The sequence below is a fragment of the Arthrobacter phoenicis genome (genome assembly GCF_047238215.1).
Taxonomy (GTDB): Bacteria; Actinomycetota; Actinomycetes; order Actinomycetales; family Micrococcaceae; genus Arthrobacter.
This window is the reverse complement of sequence record NZ_JBDFMK010000001.1, coordinates 2,322,213-2,340,123: the sequence shown is the minus strand read 5'-3', so window position 1 is coordinate 2,340,123 and position 17,911 is coordinate 2,322,213. Positions and strand designations below refer to the sequence as shown.

19 protein-coding genes are annotated in these 17,911 nt (G+C 70.1%); 10 read left to right on the top strand and 9 right to left on the bottom strand.

Annotation, left to right across the window (positions count from 1 at the left end; all coding sequences use genetic code 11):
• Positions 1-8: 8 nt before the first annotated feature.
• Genes ABC337_RS11025 through ABC337_RS11015 form a run of 3 tightly spaced genes read right to left on the bottom strand, consistent with a single transcriptional unit; the run spans position 9 to position 4,039 of the window.
• Positions 9-2,693, bottom strand: coding sequence for a S1 family peptidase (locus tag ABC337_RS11025; RefSeq protein WP_412883919.1), 2,685 nt, complete (start codon positions 2,691-2,693; stop codon positions 9-11).
• Between the two features lie 9 nt (positions 2,694-2,702).
• Positions 2,703-3,413, bottom strand: coding sequence for a tyrosine-protein phosphatase (locus ABC337_RS11020; protein WP_412883920.1), 711 nt, complete (start codon positions 3,411-3,413; stop codon positions 2,703-2,705).
• On the bottom strand, positions 3,410-4,039 hold the full coding sequence (locus tag ABC337_RS11015; protein ID WP_412883921.1) for a GNAT family N-acetyltransferase: 630 nt from the start codon (positions 4,037-4,039) through the stop codon (positions 3,410-3,412). The genes ABC337_RS11020 and ABC337_RS11015 overlap by 4 nt, the downstream gene beginning before the upstream one ends.
• A 70-nt stretch (positions 4,040-4,109) precedes the next feature.
• Between ABC337_RS11015 and ABC337_RS11010 the strand changes: the two genes are divergently transcribed.
• A complete protein-coding gene (locus tag ABC337_RS11010; protein WP_412883922.1) occupies positions 4,110-4,556 on the top strand; it encodes an SRPBCC family protein in 447 nt (148 codons plus the stop codon).
• 49 nt (positions 4,557-4,605) lie between these two features.
• Here the strand turns inward: ABC337_RS11010 and ABC337_RS11005 are convergent, their stop codons facing one another.
• The 4 genes from ABC337_RS11005 to ABC337_RS10990 all read right to left on the bottom strand — a co-directional run bounded on the left by ABC337_RS11005 (position 4,606) and on the right by ABC337_RS10990 (position 8,333).
• Positions 4,606-5,493, bottom strand: coding sequence for a 3-hydroxyacyl-CoA dehydrogenase family protein (locus ABC337_RS11005; protein ID WP_412883923.1), 888 nt, complete (start codon positions 5,491-5,493; stop codon positions 4,606-4,608).
• A gap of 2 nt (positions 5,494-5,495) precedes the next feature.
• A complete protein-coding gene (locus ABC337_RS11000; protein WP_412883924.1) occupies positions 5,496-6,326 on the bottom strand; it encodes an enoyl-CoA hydratase/isomerase family protein in 831 nt (276 codons plus the stop codon).
• The gene (locus tag ABC337_RS10995) at positions 6,326-7,537 is read right to left on the bottom strand and encodes a thiolase family protein (protein WP_412883925.1); all 1,212 of its coding nucleotides are present in this window, start codon (positions 7,535-7,537) and stop codon (positions 6,326-6,328) included. Before ABC337_RS10995 ends, ABC337_RS11000 begins: the two co-directional genes overlap by 1 nt.
• A 133-nt stretch (positions 7,538-7,670) precedes the next feature.
• Positions 7,671-8,333: a pentapeptide repeat-containing protein gene (locus tag ABC337_RS10990; RefSeq protein ID WP_412883926.1), complete on the bottom strand. Its 663-nt coding sequence runs from the start codon at positions 8,331-8,333 to the stop codon at positions 7,671-7,673.
• A gap of 100 nt (positions 8,334-8,433) precedes the next feature.
• Here ABC337_RS10990 and ABC337_RS10985 point away from each other — a divergent pair, with 100 nt between their 5' ends.
• Positions 8,434-8,610, top strand: coding sequence for a CsbD family protein (locus tag ABC337_RS10985; protein WP_290256103.1), 177 nt, complete (start codon positions 8,434-8,436; stop codon positions 8,608-8,610).
• A 159-nt stretch (positions 8,611-8,769) separates the two neighbouring features.
• Positions 8,770-9,489 carry a dienelactone hydrolase family protein gene (locus ABC337_RS10980; protein WP_412884946.1) on the top strand — a complete coding sequence of 240 codons (720 nt, stop codon included), beginning with the start codon at positions 8,770-8,772 and terminating at the stop codon, positions 9,487-9,489.
• A 96-nt stretch (positions 9,490-9,585) separates the two neighbouring features.
• Here ABC337_RS10980 and ABC337_RS10975 read toward each other — a convergent pair whose 3' ends face one another.
• Positions 9,586-11,046: an amino acid permease gene (locus tag ABC337_RS10975; RefSeq protein WP_412883927.1), complete on the bottom strand. Its 1,461-nt coding sequence runs from the start codon at positions 11,044-11,046 to the stop codon at positions 9,586-9,588.
• Between the two features lie 201 nt (positions 11,047-11,247).
• Between ABC337_RS10975 and ABC337_RS10970 the strand changes: the two genes are divergently transcribed.
• The 5 genes from ABC337_RS10970 (at position 11,248) to ABC337_RS10950 (ending at position 15,600) form a co-directional block, all read left to right on the top strand.
• The gene (locus ABC337_RS10970; RefSeq protein WP_412883928.1) at positions 11,248-11,997 is read left to right on the top strand and encodes a CPBP family intramembrane glutamic endopeptidase; all 750 of its coding nucleotides are present in this window, start codon (positions 11,248-11,250) and stop codon (positions 11,995-11,997) included.
• Positions 11,998-12,058: 61 nt separating this feature from the next.
• Complete coding sequence (locus ABC337_RS10965) at positions 12,059-12,499, top strand: VOC family protein (RefSeq protein ID WP_412883929.1); 441 nt, start codon at positions 12,059-12,061, stop codon at positions 12,497-12,499.
• A gap of 21 nt (positions 12,500-12,520) precedes the next feature.
• Positions 12,521-13,486, top strand: a complete 966-nt coding sequence (locus ABC337_RS10960; RefSeq protein ID WP_412883930.1) for a 1,4-dihydroxy-2-naphthoyl-CoA synthase — start codon at positions 12,521-12,523, stop codon at positions 13,484-13,486.
• Positions 13,487-13,493: 7 nt separating this feature from the next.
• Positions 13,494-14,654 (top strand): AMP-binding protein, encoded by a 1,161-nt coding sequence (locus tag ABC337_RS10955; RefSeq protein WP_412883931.1) that lies wholly within the window; start codon positions 13,494-13,496, stop codon positions 14,652-14,654.
• Between the two features lie 64 nt (positions 14,655-14,718).
• Entirely contained in the window at positions 14,719-15,600 is an 882-nt protein-coding gene (locus ABC337_RS10950) for a 1,4-dihydroxy-2-naphthoate polyprenyltransferase (RefSeq protein ID WP_412883932.1), read from the top strand.
• 131 nt (positions 15,601-15,731) lie between these two features.
• Here ABC337_RS10950 and ABC337_RS10945 read toward each other — a convergent pair whose 3' ends face one another.
• The gene (locus ABC337_RS10945) at positions 15,732-16,046 is read right to left on the bottom strand and encodes a DUF4229 domain-containing protein (protein WP_412883933.1); all 315 of its coding nucleotides are present in this window, start codon (positions 16,044-16,046) and stop codon (positions 15,732-15,734) included.
• A gap of 104 nt (positions 16,047-16,150) precedes the next feature.
• On the opposite strand from ABC337_RS10945, the gene ABC337_RS10940 reads away from it, so the two are divergent.
• Positions 16,151-16,558, top strand: a complete 408-nt coding sequence (locus tag ABC337_RS10940; protein ID WP_412883934.1) for a PLD nuclease N-terminal domain-containing protein — start codon at positions 16,151-16,153, stop codon at positions 16,556-16,558.
• 300 nt (positions 16,559-16,858) lie between these two features.
• On the top strand, positions 16,859-17,848 hold the full coding sequence (locus tag ABC337_RS10935) for a hypothetical protein (protein ID WP_412883935.1): 990 nt from the start codon (positions 16,859-16,861) through the stop codon (positions 17,846-17,848).
• Positions 17,849-17,911 lie beyond the last annotated feature (63 nt).

The window sequence follows — 17,911 nt, the reverse complement described above, 5'->3', positions numbered from 1 at the left end:
TGTCCGATTTACCGGGCAGATTCCGGCGCCGCCGGCTTCCGGCGGCGGCCCAGGACCAGCATGACGGTGCCCAGCAGGACCGCGGCCGCGGCGGCGCCGGCAGCGGGCACCAGTCCGCCGGCGCCGGTGCTGGCGAGCACGGGCGTCCCGGCGGAACGGTCCGGGGACGCGGCCGCGGCGGCGGCCGCCACCGGTGCGCTGATCGAGAACGTGGAGGACAGCGGCGGGGAGGCAATGCCGTCCAGGGACTGGGACACGGTCAGGGTGTGCTGTCCCGCGGCCAGCCCCGTGGGGAACGGCACGGACCAGTGCCCGCCGGTGGCGAGGACCGCCAGGGCCAGTGAGCCGGAGACGGCCTTACCGCCGACGCCGGGGCCGCCGCCCTGGCCGGCATCCAGCGGGACGCCGTCGATGCTCACGCTGACCGAGGCGCCCTCCACCCCGGTGCCCGAGATGGTCTTGGGCAGCGCATCCTGCCGGAACGTGGCCCCGTCGAGGGACTGTGCCAGGGCGGGGACCGGCGGCTGGACCAGGTACACGGCGGTGGCCGCGGGACCGTCCTCATGGCCCGGGGAGGTCTGCACCGCCGAGACCGCGAGCTTGCCGTACAGCGGGCCGCTCCCGAACGGGACGCTCCAGCGGCCGTCGGCGGCGACCGTGGAGGAGCCGGTGACGGCGCCGGTCACCGCGACGGTGTTGCCCGGCGTTCCGGTGCCCTCGATCAGGGCAGGTGCCGAGGCGGTGGGGACCGCGGCGGGGGTGGTGATGGCGGGGGCGGTCAGCACCGAGGCCGTCAGGGCGAACGCGGTGGTCTCCGAGTGGCTGAAACCGTTGACGGTTGCCGCGGTGTAGGCGAACTTCCCTTCGGTGGCCGGCAGTGTGAAGGACCAGTTGCCATCCTTGTCCACAGGAAGGTCGACGCTGGCGCCCTCGCGGGTCAGGCGGACCGAGGAGCCGGAAGCGACGGCGGAGGCGGGGGCAGCCGCCACCTTGCCGTGGATCGTGGTCCCGGGCTGGAGCGTGGCGCCGCTGACGGTCCCGTCGAGCTGCGGTGCGTTGAGGAACAGCTGCAGCTGGACGTTGTCCTTCAGTGGGACCGTCTCCATGGCGTCCCGCAGGGTTGCGGCGATGGCGCGCAGCTGGGTCCCGTTCTGGGTCTCGGCCCCGGTGTGGGTGCCGACGGCGAAGTTGCCGCTGATCCAGGGCCCGCCCGAGTCGCCGCCGGCGGACTTCACCGTGGTCGAGTCGAAGGCGCGTACGGCGCGCAGATCGTTGTCGTAGTTCGGCGCAACGCTGGCCCGTCCCGGGATGAGCATGATGCCCACGGTGTCGACGGTGCCGCACTTCCAGCCGCTGGTCCGGCCCGAGTGGCAGACCGCCTGGCCCTGGACGGGGGCGAGTGTGCCGATGATCTTGACCGACGACGGCGCCGGGTTGGCCACGTTGTCCCAGGTGGTGGCGGCGGGCCGGGGCGTGACGCCGGCAGCGAGGCCCTGGATGACGGCGATGTCGGTGCCGATGTTGCCCGGGTTGTCCTGCGTTCCCGTGATGGCTGTGTTGCCGGGGCCGCCGAACTGGCTGAAGCCAAAGGTGCCCAGCGGGTCGCGGGTGGTCGGGAGGGGCATGGTCGCGCCGCCCGCCGTCGCCGCGGCGGCCGGCTCCACGGTGGTGGTCTTACTGATGCCGTCTTCGGCGCAGTGGCCGGCGGTCAGGATCAGCGGGAGCCCGGTCGGATCATAGGCGCCGAACCCGGCGGAGCAGATGGTGCTCACATCCGTAACGTAGCCCTGGCCGCCGAAGTAATCGGTGCTGGCCTCGGTGGTGATCGGGGCGGATTTCTCCAGCTGGACGTTCTTGTAGCGGGCCACGAACGCCGCCGGGGAGATCTTGCCGGGGGCGGCCGTGGTCAGGGCCGGGCTGGCGCCCGCCGGGACGTTCGTCGCTCCCGCGGTGGGAGCGGACGTCGCCGTCGCCGCGGGAGCCGGGGCGGGGGTGGCGGGGGTTTCCTCGGCGGCGTTCACGCCGCCGGCCCGGATGACGAAGTGGCCGCCGGCGTAGGCCACGGCCTGCAGTCCTGCGGGTCCGACGTCGTGGACGTAGGCGGCGAAGAGCTGGTCGGTGCTGGCAGCTATGAGGTCGGCGGCGCTGGGTACCGGGGCCGGTGCGGCCGGGGCTGCGAGGGTGAACACGGCCGTGGGCCCGGCCGCGTTGAGGGCATCTACCCGGGCCTGCAGCTCGGCGCCCTGTCCGTCAATGATGATCCTGCCGTTGCTGATGCTGATCCCGACGTAGCCGGGCAGCCCGGACAGGGAGGGGAGGGCGTCGGCGGCGCGGCGGGCGAGCTCACCGGCGGCGTTGAACTGCTCAAGGGTCATGCCGAGGTCGCGGAGGGTCGCCTCGGCGAGGCCGTCCGCACTGATGCCCGGGGCAGGCTGCGTCGTCGGAGCAGTCGGGGCGGAAGCCGCCGTTGTGGGAGAGGCAGTCGCGGGAGAGGCAGGCACGGGGGACCTCGTCGGAGAGGCCGTCGGCGCGGCAATTACCCCGGCAGAGGCGGAGGGGCTGGAGGTGGCGGCGGGGGCCGGCTGGACGGAGCCCGTTTCGGCGAGCGCGGGAACGGCCAGGGACGCTCCGGCGAGCGCGACGGCCACGGCGGCCGTCATCCGCAGCGCAGGAACGCTTTTTGCTATCTTCACCCGGTCACTTTAGCGTCCGAGTTTGGCCCGAATGGCCGCCAGCTCCCCCTCCGTTACGCCATTGTGGCCCAAAAATGTGGAAGTCCTGAGGTTGCGCAGGAAACTCAGGAGACTGGCCTGCCGGGCGGCCAGCAGCGGTGTCAGTTCGGACTCGGTCAGGTAGCGCTCGTGCGGGTGCTTCACCAGGGAGACGCGGTGGTGTTCGTTGATGCCGCGCATGGCCCGTTCGTAGGCGAGGGCGATGGTGTGTTCTCCCGCCCCGGCGAGGTCCTGGAGCATCGCGGCGATCATGCCGCTGCGGTCCCGGCCGGCGGAGCAGTGCAGCACGACGCCGGCGGGCGCGGCCGCGATGGCCCGGAACGCCCGGACCATCCGGTCCGGGAAGAGCCGGGCGTTGTCCGGGTAGGACGCGGGGTCGTTCAGGTAGGGCACGCAGAGGGCCCGGAATTCCTCGTTGGCGGGGTCCTCGGTGGGCGCATGGACGACGTCGAACGGCGCCAGCGCCGCCTCCGGCACCCGCGGATCCGTCTCGCGGCGGCGGATCTCCTCCGGGTTGCGCAGGTCGATAACGGTGCGGATCCCGGCGTCGTACGCCTGCCGCCAGCCGGCCTCGGTGAGCCACTCGCGCCGGCCCATCCGGTAGACCGCGCCGCCGACGTGCCAGGCGTTCACCGCCCCGTCCCAGGTGACCGCCCCGCCGACGGCTCCCTCGGCGCTCATTGGGCCGGTACCCTGCCGGGCCGCTGCCGGGCGAGGCGGTACTCCAGGTTGTTCCGGACCATGGGCCATTCGTGCTCCAGGATCGAGAACACCACGGTGTCCCGCAGCGCGCCGTCGGCGCTCCTGGTGTGGCTGCGCAGCACCCCGTCCTGTTTGGCGCCGAGCCGGGCGATCGCCTCGCGGGACTGGTGGTTGAGCCAGTGCGTGCGGAATTCGACGGCGGGGCAGCCCAGGGTCTCGAAGGCGTGCCGGAGCAGGAGCAGCTTGGAGTCGGGGTTGCTGCCGGTGCCGTGCGCGGAGGCGGCGTTCCAGGTGGAGCCGATCTCCAACCGGGGCACGGCGGCGTCGATGTTCATGTAGGTGGTCATCCCGATGATCCGGCCAGGTTCGCCGGTGGCGGGATCGAGCAGCCGTGTGGTGAACGGCAGCATGGAGCCGGCCGCCTGCAGAGTCAGCCGCCGGTCGATCTCGGCGCTCATGGCCTCCGGCGCGGGGACCGCGGTGTACCAGAGCTTCCACAGCTCCCCGTCGCGAACGGCGTCCACCAGCCCGTCGTGGTGGCTGGGGTCCAGGGGTTCGAGGGCAACGTAGCGGCCGGTCAGTGTGAGCGGCTGGAAGGGGTTCACGGCACCATCCTAGGCCCGTGGCGGCGGCCGACCCCCGGCCGGGGCTGGACGCCGTGGGTAGGCTGGGCCCATGATCACAGTCACCGGCACGGTCCGCACCCCGCTGGAGGCCGGCAAGGCCTTCGCCTACCTCTCCGCCTTCGAGCACACGCCCGAGTGGGACCCCGGAACGCCGGTGGTCAAGAAGCTCACCGACGGTCCGGTCGCGGTGGGCCACCGGTACCACGCGGAGGCGGAGTTCCGCGGCAAGCGCCAGAGCCTGACCTACGAGGTGGTGAAGCTCTCCGGTTCGGAGATCGTGCTCCGCGGTGAGAACAAGAGCGTCATCTCGGTGGATACCATTGAGGTCCGGCCCGCGGGCTCCGGCAGCGAGGTCCAGTACACCGCGGAATTCCAGCTCAAGGGCTGGATGAAGCTGGCCGAGCCGATCGCCCGGCCGATGTTCCAGAAGCTCGCTGACCCGGCCATGGACGGGATGAAGCGGACGTTGGACTCACTGGCCACGCACGCCAACTAGGCGCCGCGGCTCAAGGGGGCCGGGCAACCTCCCGGCCCCTGGGGCCGGTTCAGCTGATCCAGTCGAAGAATCCCTTTCCGGTCTTCCGGCCGAGCTCGCCCCGGGCCACCTTGTCGCGCAGGATCTGCGGCGGCGCGAAGCGGTCACCCAGGGTCGAGGCGAGGTACTCGGCGATGCCCAGGCGGACGTCCAGGCCCACGATGTCCGTAGTCCGAAGCGGGCCGGTGGGGTGCTTGTAGCCCAGGACCATGGCGTTGTCGATGTCCTCGGCGGACGCGACGCCTTCCTCGACCATGCGCATCGCTTCCAGCGCGATCGCGACGCCCAGCCGGGAGGATGCGAAGCCGGGGGCGTCATTGACGACGACGGCGGTCTTGCCGAGCGCCTCGACCCAGCCGCGCGCCGCGGTGGCCACCGCGTCAGAGGTCTGCTCGCCCAGGACCACCTCGATCAGGGTGGAGGCCGGCACCGGGTTGAAGAAGTGCAGGCCCAGGAAATTTTTCGGCCGTGCCAGTTCGCGCGCCAGCCCGTTCACGGAGAGTGAGGAGGTGTTGGAGGCGAGGTACGCGTCGTCGGCCAGGCGCTCCTCGATGCCGCGCAGCGAGGCGACCTTGAGGTCCCAGTCTTCCGGAACGGCCTCGACCACCAGCTGACGGTCCTTGAAGTCGTCGTAATCCACGGAGACGGCGAGGCGGGAGACCATCTCGTCGAGGTTGCCGTCGACGGCTCCCCGCTCGATGCTCTTGGCGGCGGCTGACTCAACCCGCTCGCGGGCGGCCTCGGCCGACTGCTCGTCGCGTTCGACCACCAGCACGTCCGAGCCCTTGATCAGGAAGGCGTGGGCGATACCGGCGCCCATGCGGCCGCCGCCGAGCACCCCGACGAACCGGGGAAGAACGCCGTCGAACGTGGGGGCGGACTGTGCGGAATTGCTCATAGTTACTTCGTCCCGTCGTGCTGGTCTTGAGGTGTGGAAGTTGCTTTAGCGTTTTTCTTGTCGCTCTTCTTGTCGCTTTTCTTGTCCAAGAACGCCTGCATCCGGTCGAACTTGGCCTGGGATTCGAAGAGGATGCCCTGGGCCAGTTGGTCGATCAGCGGGTGCGCCTCGGCGGGGGCGTGGAAGACGGACTTGGTGATCCGCACCGCCAGCGGGTCCTGCCGGCCGATCCGGTCCGCGAGATCGTGGGCGGCATTCATGAGCCGGTCCGCTTCGTGGATTTCGGTGATGAGGCCGACGGCGAGGGCCCGGTCGGCGCGCAGGACGGTCCCGGCCAGCAGGATTTCCTTGGCCACGGGCTCGCCGACGAGTTCCTTGAGCCGCCAGCTGGCTCCGGCCGCGGCCAGGATGCCTAGGCCGGTTTCGGGGTTGCCGATCCCGACCTCGGGCGTGCCGATGCGGAAGTCGGCGGCGTAGGCCAGCTCCGCGCCGCCGCCGAGGCAGAAGCCGTCGAGGGCCGCGATGACCGGCATGGGCAGCTTGGCGATCCGGACGAAGATCGTCGAGTTGATGCCCTGCAGTGCGTCGTCGCGGCGGCGTTCGCGCAGCTGAGCGATGTCCGCACCGGAGGCGAATACGCCGTTGGTCCCGGCGATGATCAGCACCTTGGGGGCCTGTTCCAAGTAGGCGCAGACCCGGTGAAGCTCGTCGACCATCTGCTGGTCGATTGCATTGCGGACCTCGGGCCGGTTGAGCAGCACCACCAGCCTATCGGGGTGCTCCTCGACCAGGAGCGTTACGAAGCCAGAGGTGTCCAGCCCGGCGACCGCCATTAGACCCGCTCCAGCAGCATCGCGGTGCCCTGTCCGACGCCCACGCACATGGTGGCGAGGCCCACCTTGGCGTTCTCGCGTTCCATCCGGCCCAGCAGGGTGATGGCGATCCGCGAGCCGGAGGAGCCCAGCGGGTGGCCCAAGGAGATCGCGCCGCCGTCGCGGTTCACGATTTCCGGGTCCAGGTCCAGCCGGCGCATGCTGGCCAGCGACTGGGTGGCGAAGGCTTCGTTGAGTTCGACGGCGCCGAGGTCGCCGACGCCGAGCCCGGCAGCCGCGAGGGCCTTGCGGGTGGCCGGGACCGGGCCAATGCCCATGATCTCGGGCTCGCAGCCGGCGGAGGCCCCGGCGATGATGCGCGCCCGCGGGGTCAGGCCGAGCTTCCGGATGGCGGCCTCGGAGGCGACGATGATCGCGGAGGCGCCGTCGTTGAGGGTGGAGGAGTTGCCCGCGGTGACCACCGAGCCGCCCGCGACGACGGGGCGCAGCCCGGCGAGCACCTCTGCGGTGGTGCCGGGGCGGGGGCCCTCGTCGGTGTCCACCACGGTCTCGCCCTTGCGGGTCTTGACGGTGACGGGAACGATTTCGTCGGCGAACCGGCCTGCGGCGATCGCGGCGAGGGCCCGTTCGTGCGAGCGGACGGCGAACGCGTCGGCGTCGTCCCGGGTGATCCCGTCGACCCGGGCCACCTCCTCCGCGGTTTCCGGCATGGAGTAGGTCATCTTCCCGTCGCGGGAGAGCTCGCCCTTCTGGAACAGCGGGTTGGTGAAGCGCCAGCCGATGGAGGTGTCGAAGATCTCGCCGGGCTTGGCGAAGGCTGTCTGCGGCTTTTCCTGCACCCAGGGCGCGCGGCTCATGGACTCGACGCCGCCTGCGATCACGATGTCCGCGGCGCCGGCCTTGATCATGTGGCTGGCCATGATGATGGCGCTCAGGCCGGAGGCACAGAGCCGGTTGACGGTGATTCCGGGGATGTGCAGCGGGAGTCCGGCCAGCAATGTGGCCATCCGGGCGACGTTGCGGTTTTCCTCGCCGGCTCCGTTGGCGTTGCCGAGGATGACCTCCTCCACTGCGTCCGGATCGACGCCGGCGCGGGCGACGGCCTCACGCACCACCAGCGCCGCCAGGTCATCGGGACGGACCGCGGACAGGGCTCCCCCGTACCGGCCAACCGCGGTGCGGGCACCGCCAACGAGAAAAGCCTCGACCATGAGAACATCCTTCACCAGAGAGGGGGCCGGCAGCAGAATAAATTACCGACCGTTCGTTCTATAAAGATTACACGGCGGGTCAAGAGGGTCAACCGGGGACGCCTGCATGACGTTCCGGCAGATCCCCTACGGCTCAGGCGACGGTGATCGCCAGGTGCGCGGCCAGCAGCGGCGCGAGCAGGTCCAGCTGGCGCTCGTCAACCACCAGCCCGGCCACGCTGCCCAGGCCGCTGACCGCGCGGAATTCACTGCCGCGCAGGTCCACGTCCTTGAGCCGGGCGCCGGTGAAGTCCAGCGCTCCGATGGTGCAGTCCTTCAGGACCACCCGGGTGGCCGCGGCGGCGCCGAGGTCCAGCTCCCCGATGATGCAGTCGCTGATCTGCACGTCCACCAGGGTGGCGCCGCGGAGGTTGACGTAGTCGAGCTTTCCGCCGTCGATCCGCACCGATTGCCAGCGCCCCTCGTAGAGTTCGGCGGAGCCCCAGCGCGGATTGCGGATCTCCACCTCCGTCAGCCCCGCCCGGGCGGCGGTAAGCACGGGCGCATTCGGGTCGGACAGGACGCAGTCCCGGAACCCGGCGCCGCGCAGCTGCGTCTCGTGGAAGGAGACCCCGGCGAACGAGCACTCGACGAAGTCCGTACCTGCAAGGTCCAGCCCGTCGGCCACGGCCTGCCGGTAGGCGCGGCCCTCGTAGCGCTCCCCGCGGCGGAAGTCAGGGTCCGCGTCCTCCTGGAGATCATCCAGCCGGAGGTCCGGGAGGCGCGGTGCGGTGATTCGGGGCTTACCGGGTTTCATGACGTCGAGCCTAGCGCTGACCGGAAAAGACTTGATCTAGTAAGCATGCTTTGCTTATGCTGGAACCGAAGCAGTCAACCGGAGAGAAGGGCGGTTCCCCATGGGTCTCGGCGACAAGATTCAGCACGAAGCGCAGCACCTTGGTGGCAAGGCCAAGGAGGCTGCCGGAACCGCCACCGGCAACGACCGCCTGAAGGCCGAAGGCCAGAAGGACCAGGTGGTCTCGGATGCCAAGAAGGTTGGCGAGAACGTCAAGGACGCGGTCCGGCGCGACTAGCCGCTCCGCCGCGATGACCGACGACGCCGGGCGCTCCTTTGGGGGCGTGCCCGGCGTCGTTTTTTATCCCTCACCCAGCCAGTACACCGCCCCGCACCGATGAACCGAGGAGCCCCCGTGGCCAGCACCGCCAACCGCCCCACCGCCGGCAGTACCGACCTGCGCAACGTCGACCTCGGCCCGGCCGGGCGGGACGGTTCCCCGAGGCTTCGGGGCTATTTGGCCACCCCGGACGGGGAAGGTCCCTTCCCGGCGGTGCTGATGATCCACGAGGTCTTCGGGCTGGACGACATCACCGTCCGCCACGCGGACCGGATGGCCGCCGCCGGCTACCTCACCCTGGCCGTAGACCTCTTCAGCGACGGGGGCGCGCGCCGATGCCTGGTCTCCACCATGCGCTCCCTGGCCTCGGGCCAGGGCAAGGCGTTCGCCGACCTCGAGGCGGCCCGGCGGTGGCTTCTCGACTCGGGCCGGACCAACGGGAAGGTGGGCGTGATCGGCTTCTGCATGGGCGGTGGCTTTGCCCTGTTGCTGGCCAACGACGGCTTCGACGCGGCCGCGGTGAACTACGGCAAGCTGCCCTCCAACCCGGAACGGGAACTGGCCGGGGCGTGCCCGATCGTAGCCAACTACGGCGGCCGGGACCGGGGACTGCCGGGAGCCGCAGAGAAGCTCACCGACGTCCTGGAGCGGCTCAACGTCAGCCACGACGTGAAGGAGTTCCCGACGGCGGGGCACGCCTTCCTCAACGACGTCGAGGCCGGCCCGCGGCCGCTGCGCCCGCTGCTGCGCGTGATGGGAGTGGGCCCGGACCCGACGTCGGCTCCGGAGGCCTGGCGGCGCATCGAGGATCACTTCGCCCGGCACCTCAAGGGCTGACGGCGGCTTAAACGGCGACGGCGGCCACCGCGCCGCAGCGCGGGTGACCGCCGTCGTCCGGGTTCGGCTGAACCCTGTGTGTCCGACCCGGAGAGCCTAGCTGTAGAGCTCGCTCTTCGGGGCGTTGTGCTTGACCTTCTGCCAGCCCAGCCACAGCACCACCGCGAAGAACGGGATCGTGGCCAGCGTCCAGAGTCCCAGCTGGAAGACCTCGCCGGTCTTGCTGGTCATGGTGTCGAAGCCGATCAGCACGGTGATGGCCAGCAGCGCCACGAGGCCGGCCCAGCTGGTCCACGGGGAGCCCGGCATGGGCAGCGAGGAGGCGTCGTTGCCCTTGATCCTGCGCAGTGCGATCTGGCTGGCGAAAATCGATCCCCAGGTGAAGATGACGCCGATCGAGGCCGTGTTCAGGGCCAGGTCGAAGGCGTGCGAGCCGCCCAGCCAGATGTTCAGCAGGATGCCGACCAGGTAGACCGCGCCGATCGCCAGGATGGCGGCGTAGGGCACGTGGGTCTTGGACATCCGGGTCAGCCACTGCGGGGCGTGGCCGTTGTTGGCCATGGTGCGGAAGATCCGGCCGATCGAGTACAGGCCCGAGTTGCAGGAGGACAGCGCCGCGGTGATGACGATCATGTTCATCACGTCGCCCATCCAGGGCAGGCCCATCTGGCCGAACACGGTGACGAACGGCGAGGTGCCGGCCTTGTACTGGTCCGAGGGCAGCAGCATGGCCAGCAGGGTCACGGAGCCGACGTAGAAGACCACGATGCGGATGACGACGGCGCGGATGGCCTTGGGGACCTCCTTGGCCGGGTCCTCCATTTCACCGGCGGTGATGCCGACCAGTTCGATGGCGTTGTAGGCGAAGATCACGGCGTTGAGTACCAGGATCATCACCAGGGCGCCCTTGGGGAACATGCCGCCGTCGCCGGCGAAGAGGTTGGTGACGGAGGCGTGCCCCTCGCCCACCTTGGCGTTGGTGACCACCATGAAGGTGCCCACGGCCAGGAAGATCACAATGGCTCCGACTTTCAGGACGGAGGCCCAGAATTCGAACTCGCCGAACGCCTTCACGCTGAGCAGGTTGACGCCCACCAGGAGCAGCAGCGCGGCGACCGCGGTCAGTTCGACCGGGACGTTGGGGAAGAAGAACTGGAAGTAGAGGCCGATCGCGATCAGCTCGGCGATGCCGGTCATGGCCCAGTTGATGAAGTACATCCAGCCGGAGAGGTAGGCGCCCTTGCGGCCGAACATCTCACCGGCGTAGCTGACGAAGGAGCCGGAGGTCTGGCGGTACATGATGAGCTCGCCGAGGGCCCGCATCAGCAGGTAGGCGATGACGCCGGCGATGGCGTAGGAGAAAACCAGGGCGGGGCCGGTGGAGGCGAGGCGCCCGCCGGCTCCCATGAAGAGGCCGACGCCGATGGCGCCGCCCATGGCGATCATGGTGACCTGGCGGCCGCTCAGCGACTTCTTGTAGCCCTCGGCGCTGAGGGAGGAGTCGACGGCGGTGGGGGCGGCCGCGGTTTGCTTGTCTGTGGAGGTACTTTGAGGCACAGCTGTTCCTTGCGGTTGGGGTCTGGCCGGGACAGGGCGGCGTTTTCCGGGCGTTCGGCAGCAGGGGCGGCCCGGAACGGGGCAGCCGGTGGTACCGGAGCTGGCTGCGGCTCGGCGTCGCGCGGCTCATCTATCGTACTAGCTCGGCCGGGCCCGCCGTGACGCGGGCAACACCGGGCCGCCGCCGGATAGTCTGTTTCCATGGGCACCGATCTCCGCCGCATCCCGGCACCGCGACCGGATTTCTACGTGTTTTCCCGGCTGGATTTCACTGCCGCCGGCATCTACGTGGCCGTGGCCGCTTTCTTCGCCACCGCCGCGGATCTGTTGACGCCGGTGGTGCTGCAGCTCTCCCCCAACCCCGCAGCCGCGTCGTACGCGATCAACCTGGTCTTCTACGGCGTGATCGGTGCGCTGGCGCTGACCGCGGCACGCCGCGTGGTCCGGCGGGACCTGCAGGTGCTGGCCACCCGGCCGTGGTTCACCCTGCTGATGGTGCCGGCCTCCGTGGTGGCCGCCATGATCCTGACTGCCGTGCTGGTGGCGCTGCCCGGGCCGCCGCAGACCTCCGCCAACCAGGCCGGGCTGCAGGCGCTGATGCAGCAGGTGCCGGCCTGGCTGGTGGTGCCGCTGCTGGTGGTGGTGGGCCCGTTCGTGGAGGAATACATCTTCCGGCATCTGTTGATCGGCAAACTTAGCCGGAAGCTCAACATCTGGGTCTGCAGCGCGCTGTCCGTGGTGCTCTTCGCGGGGCTGCACATCGTGGGCCAGGAGGCACTGACGCTCCCGGTGCTGATGCCGTACATCGCGATGGGCGCCGTTCTGGTGTTCGTATACGTCTGGACAGGCCGGAACCTGATGTTCTCCTATTTCGTGCACGCCGCCAAGAACCTGCTGGCCGTCATCTTCATCTACGCGATCCCGCCGGACGTCCTGGACCGGCTGCAGTAGCTAGCTGGTTGCCGGGCCGCGGCCTCTGGCGCCCCGCGGGCCGCCGTCGTAGGTTTCTGCCATGACACTGAACATCCAGATCGCCGTCGACTGCACCGACCCGCACGCCCTCGCCGACTGGTGGGCCGAGACCCTGGACTGGGCCGTGGAGCCGCAGGACGAGGACTTCATCCGGTCCATGATCGAGCAGGGCTTCGCGACGGAGGCGGACACCCTCCGGCACGGCGGGAAGCTGGTGTGGCGGACCGGCGCCGCCATCCGGCCGCCCGAGGACCTGGCCAGCAAGCCGGCCACGCGGAGGATCCTGTTCCAGACCGCCCCGGAGCCCAAGACCGTCAAGAACCGGGTCCACTGGGACGTGAACCTCGCCGGCGGCGACAAGGACGAGGCCCGCGCCACCCTCGAAGCCCGCGGCGCCACCTACCTATGGACCGCCAACGAGGGACCGCATTCCTGGTACACGATGGCGGACCCCGAGGGGAACGAGTTCTGCATCAGCTGAGCCGATTACTAGACTCGGTCTGTGAGCAACGAAATCCCCGCCAAGGTATCCGACGTCTTCGACCCCTCCCGCTGGCGCACCGTGTCCGGGTTCGACCTGCAGGACATGACCTACCACCGGCAGGTGGAGCGCGCCGCGGACGGCACCGTGGTCCGGGACCTGCCCACCGTGCGGATCGCGTTCAACCGGCCGGAGGTGCGCAACGCGTTCCGGCCCGGAACCGTCGATGAGCTCTACCGCGTGATGGACCACGCCCGGATGACCCCGGACGTGGCCACGGTGCTCCTGACCGGCAACGGCCCCTCCCCCAAGGACGGCGGCCACTCGTTCTGCTCCGGCGGTGACCAGCGGATCCGCGGACGGGACGGGTATCGGTACGTAGTACAAAACACAGCCGGCGGCGAGACCCAGGAGAGCATCGACCCGGCCCGCGCCGGCCGGCTGCACATCCTGGAGGTCCAGCGGCTGATGCGGACCATGCCCAAGGTGGTTATCGCCGTCGTCAACGGCTGGGCGGCCGGCGGCGGGCACTCGCTGCACGTCGTCTCCGACCTCACCATCGCCTCCCGCCAGCACGGCAAGTTCAAGCAGACCGACGCCACCGTCGGCAGCTTCGACGCCGGCTACGGTTCGGCGCTGCTGGCCCGCCAGATTGGGCAGAAGGCCGCCCGCGAGATCTTCTTCCTGGCCCGCGAATATTCCGCCGAGGACATGGTCCGGATGGGCGCCGTGAACGAGGCCGTGGACCACGAGCGGCTCGAGGAGGTGGCACTGGAGTACGCCGCGGACATCGCCCGGCAGTCCCCGCAAGCCATCCGGATGCTCAAATTCGCCTTCAACCTCGCCGACGACGGCCTGGCCGGCCAGCAGGTGTTCGCCGGCGAGGCGACCCGCCTGGCCTACATGACCGACGAGGCGGTGGAGGGCAAGGAAGCCTTCCTGGAGAAGCGGGACCCGGACTGGTCCCAGTTCCCCTACTACTTCTAGGCCCGCCATGACTGCCGCCCCGCCAAACCTGGACCAGGTCCTGACCGCCCTCGCCGCCGCCCTCGGCGGGGAGGGCCCCGCCGTCGAACTCTCGGCCGGCCCGGACGGCTCCCCTGTGGCCCGCTCCGTGGACGTCCCCGGAGTAGAGGGGGCCGCCGTCGTGGTCCGCACCTCCGGGTCCACCGGCACCCCCAAGGCCACCATCCTGACCGTCGACGCGCTCGCCGCCTCCTCGATGGCGACGGCGATCGCGCTCTGCGGCGAGGGCCAGTGGCTGCTGGCGCTGCCGGTGCAGTTCGTGGCCGGGGTGCAGGTGCTGGTCCGCTCGCTCTTCGCCGGCACCCGGCCCTGGGCCATGGACCTCTCCGACGGTTTCACCCCCGAGGCGTTCACCGCGGCCGCCGGGGAGCTGACCGACACCCTCCGCTACACCTCCCTGGTGCCCACCCAGCTGCAGCGGCTGCTCGATGACCCCTCAGCTGACACGCTGGCCGCGCTGCGCCGCTTCAACGCCGTCCTGCTCGGCGGCGCCCCCGCGTCGCCCGAGCTGCTGGCCGCGGCCCGGGAGGCCGGCGTCCGCGTGGTCACCACCTACGGCTCGGCCGAAACAAGCGGCGGCTGCGTCTACGACGGCGTCCCGCTGGAGGGCGTCGAGGTGGCGGTCGACGCCGACGGGCGGATTCTGCTCGGCGGTGCCACGGTGGCCGCCGGCTACCTGGGCGAGCCCGACCTGACGGCGTCGGCCTTCGTCGAACGCGACGGCCTCCGCTGGTACCGCACCAACGACCTCGGCACCCTGGCCCCCGACGGGACCCTCACGGTGCAGGGCCGCGCGGACGACGTCGTCATCACCGGCGGCGTCAAGGTTTCGGCCGCGCACGTGCAGGCGGAGCTGGAACGGCTCGACGGCGTGCGCGCCGCGTTCGTGACCGGTGTCCCGTCCGCCGATTGGGGGCAGGCCCTGGCCGCGTACGTCGTCCTGACCAACGGATCCGAGGAGGCCGCGGCGGAATTCCGCGCCCTCCTGGGCTCCGGCGCGGGTCCGCTGACCGGCGCGCTGGCACCCAAGACCATCCACCTTGCCGACGACTTGCTGATGCTCCCCAACGGGAAACCGGACCGGCTGGGCATGGCCATTCGGCTGGACGCCCTGCATCAGGGAAAATAGTAAAAGCTTCCACCAGGCTTGTTCCCCAGCAGGCCGCCACCCCCCAAGCAACGAGGTACTGAACGTGGCCACAGCCGCACAATGGATCCAGGGCGCCCGTCCCCGCACCCTCCCGGCCGCGATCGCGCCGGTGCTGATCGGGTCGGCCGCAGCCTACGAGATGGACGCGTTCCGTCCGGTGAATGCCCTGCTGGCGGCCCTGGTGGCGCTGTTCCTGCAGATCGGCGTGAACTTCGCGAACGACTACTCCGATGGAATCCGCGGCACCGACGAGGACCGCGTGGGCCCGCTCCGGCTGGTGGGATCCGGCGCCGCGGAACCGGCCCTGGTGAAGCGGGCGGCCTTCGGGGCCTTCGGCCTGGCCATGCTGTTCGGGCTGGTGCTGGTCATCATCACGCAGGCGTGGTGGCTGATCCTGGTGGGCGTGGGCTGCGTCCTGGCCGCCTGGGGCTACACCGGTGGCAAGAACCCCTACGGGTACCTGGGCCTCGGCGACCTGTTCGTCTTCGTCTTCTTCGGCCTGGTGGCCACGCTCGGCACCACGTACACGCAGGCCGGTCAGGTCAGCCTCGCGGCGGTCATCGGTGCGATCGGCACCGGCCTGATCGCCTGCGCGCTGCTGATGGCCAACAACGTCCGGGACATCCCCACAGACACGGTGGCGGGCAAGAAGACCCTCGCCGTGCGCCTCGGCGACAAGCACGCCCGGGAAAGCTACGTGCTCATGCTGGCCGTCGCCATCCTGCTGGTGATCGTGCTGGCCCCGGCGAAGCCGTGGATGCTGATCGTGCTGCTGCTGATCCCGGCCAGCCTGATGCCGTCCTGGCTGATGATCGCCGGCCGGCGCCGCAAGAGCCTGATCCCGGTGCTGAAGCAGACCGGCCTGATCAACCTCGGCTACGCGGCACTGTTCTCCATCGGGCTGGTCCTCAGCCACGGTTTCTAGGCGGGGCTAGGCCGGGGTCGTGGCCGCCGGCACGCGCTGATCGGCTTCGTGCCCAGGGCCAGCCGGTCCGCTCAGACCGGCTGAAGGCTCAGGCCGGACGGTCCGCACAGGATGCCCGGCCGGCTTTCGGCCTAGGACTCTTCGGAGTCCTTGCGGCGCTCGGTGCGGACCGTGACGTCCGGGTGGGCCTCTACCAGGCGGTCCTCGGCCTCGGCGTCGTCAACCTCGCCCGCGGTGCGCAGGGGCTTGGCCTTGCCGGAGAACCGGTTGTGCAGCGACGCGGTGGCCTGGTCGCGCTGCTTCTGGAAGAACAGGAAGCTGATCGCGAACGCCATCATTCCGGCGCAGAGCGCGGCCAGCAGCCAGCCCAGCTGCAGGTAGACGAAGAGCGCAAAGAGCGGCGCGAACAGCACCAGGCGGATCAGGGAGTATTTCAGGAAAGCCACGGTCCCAGTTTAGCCGTCCGGGACCCGCCGGGCCGCGGCAGAGTGTTATTGCTCCGTGCCCTGGCCCCGCCGCCGAACGGCCGGGCGGCGGCTAGACTGAAAGTATGCTCCGCGTGGTGGTACCAATCGTTGTTTTGGTGGTCTTTGTCTACGGACTCATCGACCTGATCCGCACGGACGCCCGCGACGTGAAGGGCATTTCCAAGCCCGCCTGGATCGCGGTCCAGATCGTCCTGCCGGTGCTCGGTGCCGTGCTCTGGTTCCTGATCGGGCGTCCCCGTGGCAACGCAGGGCCGGCCCCCGCGACGTACCGCCACCCCACCGCCCCGGACGACGACCCCGAGTTCCTCCGCAACCTGGAGGTGCGCCGGCGCAATCAGGCAGAGGCGGACCGGCTGAAGAAGCTCAAGGACGACCTCGAGGCCCGGGAACGGGACCTGCGCGACGATTCAGGATCCGGGGAGGCCCACGGCAGCGGTGATCCCGCCCCGGGCACCGACGAGGTCAAGTAGCTCCTGCTCGCTGAACAGCCCGCCCCTCGGACCCCGCCCCTCGGACCCCCGCGCACGAACTTGCTGATGTTCGCCAGGGCCACCTACCGCGGCCATTCGCCACAAACGGTCGCTAAAGCAGCCTCAGAACAGCCGTCTCCGGCAAACCAGCGGCCCCGGTAACTTCTCCGGCATAACGTCTCGGCCGCGATCCGCCGGTCCTGCGCCGGCTCGCCAAGGCCGGTCCGGCGTGGACCACTCCTCCCCCACATTCGGGGTTGCCTGTGGACAACGGACCTGCCTTGCTTCAACCGGCGCAGAATGGCCTCCAAGCGCCAACCCAGCACGCTCCCACCCCAGCTTCTGCACCGGCCCTTCAGCACGGCCGAAGCCCGGGCGGCGGCGGTCACCCGGGGCCGGACCCGTGCGCGGGATCTTGTCAGCCCCTGTCACGGCGTCCGAACGGACAGCACCGAACCGGACACGCTCCTCGGCCGGGCCCGCGCCCTGGCCACGGTCACCGACGCCGTCGTGAGCCACCTCTCGGCGGCACTCCTGTGGGGCTTCCCGCTGCCGTTAGCGTCCGCCGGCACCGCCGTCGTCCATCTGACGAGCCAGCCCGGGCACCGTGCCGTGCGGCGGAGCAACGTCGTGGGCCATCAGCAACTCCTGGCCCCGGACGAGATTGTCGCCGGCGTGCACGTCCGCTGCACCTCTCCGCTGCGGACCTGGTTCGACCTCGCCGGCATCCTGGGCCTCGATGACCTGGTGATCGCCGGGGACTTCCTGCTCGGGCGCCGCAACCCGCTGTCAACGCCCCAAGCCCTGGACGCGTACCTTGACGGGCGGGCCGGGAAGGCCGGTTACCGGAAGGCGATCCGGGCGCGGGCGCTCATGCGTCCGGGCACGGACTCCCCCAAGGAGACCGAACTCCGGCTCCTGCTGCTCCGTCACGGGCTGCCGGAGCCCGGGATCAACGTCCCGATGCTGGATGAAACGGGCGGCTGGATCCAGGAGCCGGACATGTCCTACGAACGGGAGAGGGTGGCGGTCCAGTACGACGGCGGACACCATGCCGAACCCCGTCAACGCCGGAGTGATATTTTCCGGGACGAGCGGGCCCGGGACGCCGGGTGTCGGGTGGTAGTGCTGACCCAATGGGACCTGACGCCGTTCGCCCCGGGGCTGGAGCCGACGGCGGTCAGCCGCGTGCGGGCGGCCCTGCTGGGCCGCGGGTGGACACCGCAACCTGCCCCGAAGAGCAGATCACGTCCGCGGACAGACCACCCAGCTGACAGACCGCCCATCTGACAGAAATGGCCGCTAAGCGCTGTGGCTTAGCGGCCATTTCTGGCAAACGGATGGATCAGCGGA

Bases quoted from the DNA above. Each gene is read 5' to 3' on its own strand.
- ABC337_RS11020 (WP_412883920.1), bottom strand. From the start codon at position 3,413: ATGAGCGCCGAGGGAGCCGTCGGCGGGGCGGTCACCTGGGACGGGGCG.
- ABC337_RS11010 (WP_412883922.1), top strand. From the start codon at position 4,110: ATGATCACAGTCACCGGCACGGTCCGCACCCCGCTGGAGGCCGGCAAG.
- ABC337_RS11005 (WP_412883923.1), bottom strand. From the start codon at position 5,493: ATGAGCAATTCCGCACAGTCCGCCCCCACGTTCGACGGCGTTCTTCCC.
- ABC337_RS11000 (WP_412883924.1), bottom strand. From the start codon at position 6,326: ATGGCGGTCGCCGGGCTGGACACCTCTGGCTTCGTAACGCTCCTGGTC.
- ABC337_RS10995 (WP_412883925.1), bottom strand. From the start codon at position 7,537: ATGGTCGAGGCTTTTCTCGTTGGCGGTGCCCGCACCGCGGTTGGCCGG.
- ABC337_RS10990 (WP_412883926.1), bottom strand. From the start codon at position 8,333: ATGAAACCCGGTAAGCCCCGAATCACCGCACCGCGCCTCCCGGACCTC.
- ABC337_RS10985 (WP_290256103.1), top strand. From the start codon at position 8,434: ATGGGTCTCGGCGACAAGATTCAGCACGAAGCGCAGCACCTTGGTGGC.
- ABC337_RS10970 (WP_412883928.1), top strand. From the start codon at position 11,248: ATGGGCACCGATCTCCGCCGCATCCCGGCACCGCGACCGGATTTCTAC.
- ABC337_RS10965 (WP_412883929.1), top strand. From the start codon at position 12,059: ATGACACTGAACATCCAGATCGCCGTCGACTGCACCGACCCGCACGCC.
- ABC337_RS10955 (WP_412883931.1), top strand. From the start codon at position 13,494: ATGACTGCCGCCCCGCCAAACCTGGACCAGGTCCTGACCGCCCTCGCC.
- ABC337_RS10940 (WP_412883934.1), top strand. From the start codon at position 16,151: ATGCTCCGCGTGGTGGTACCAATCGTTGTTTTGGTGGTCTTTGTCTAC.
- ABC337_RS10935 (WP_412883935.1), top strand. From the start codon at position 16,859: ATGGCCTCCAAGCGCCAACCCAGCACGCTCCCACCCCAGCTTCTGCAC.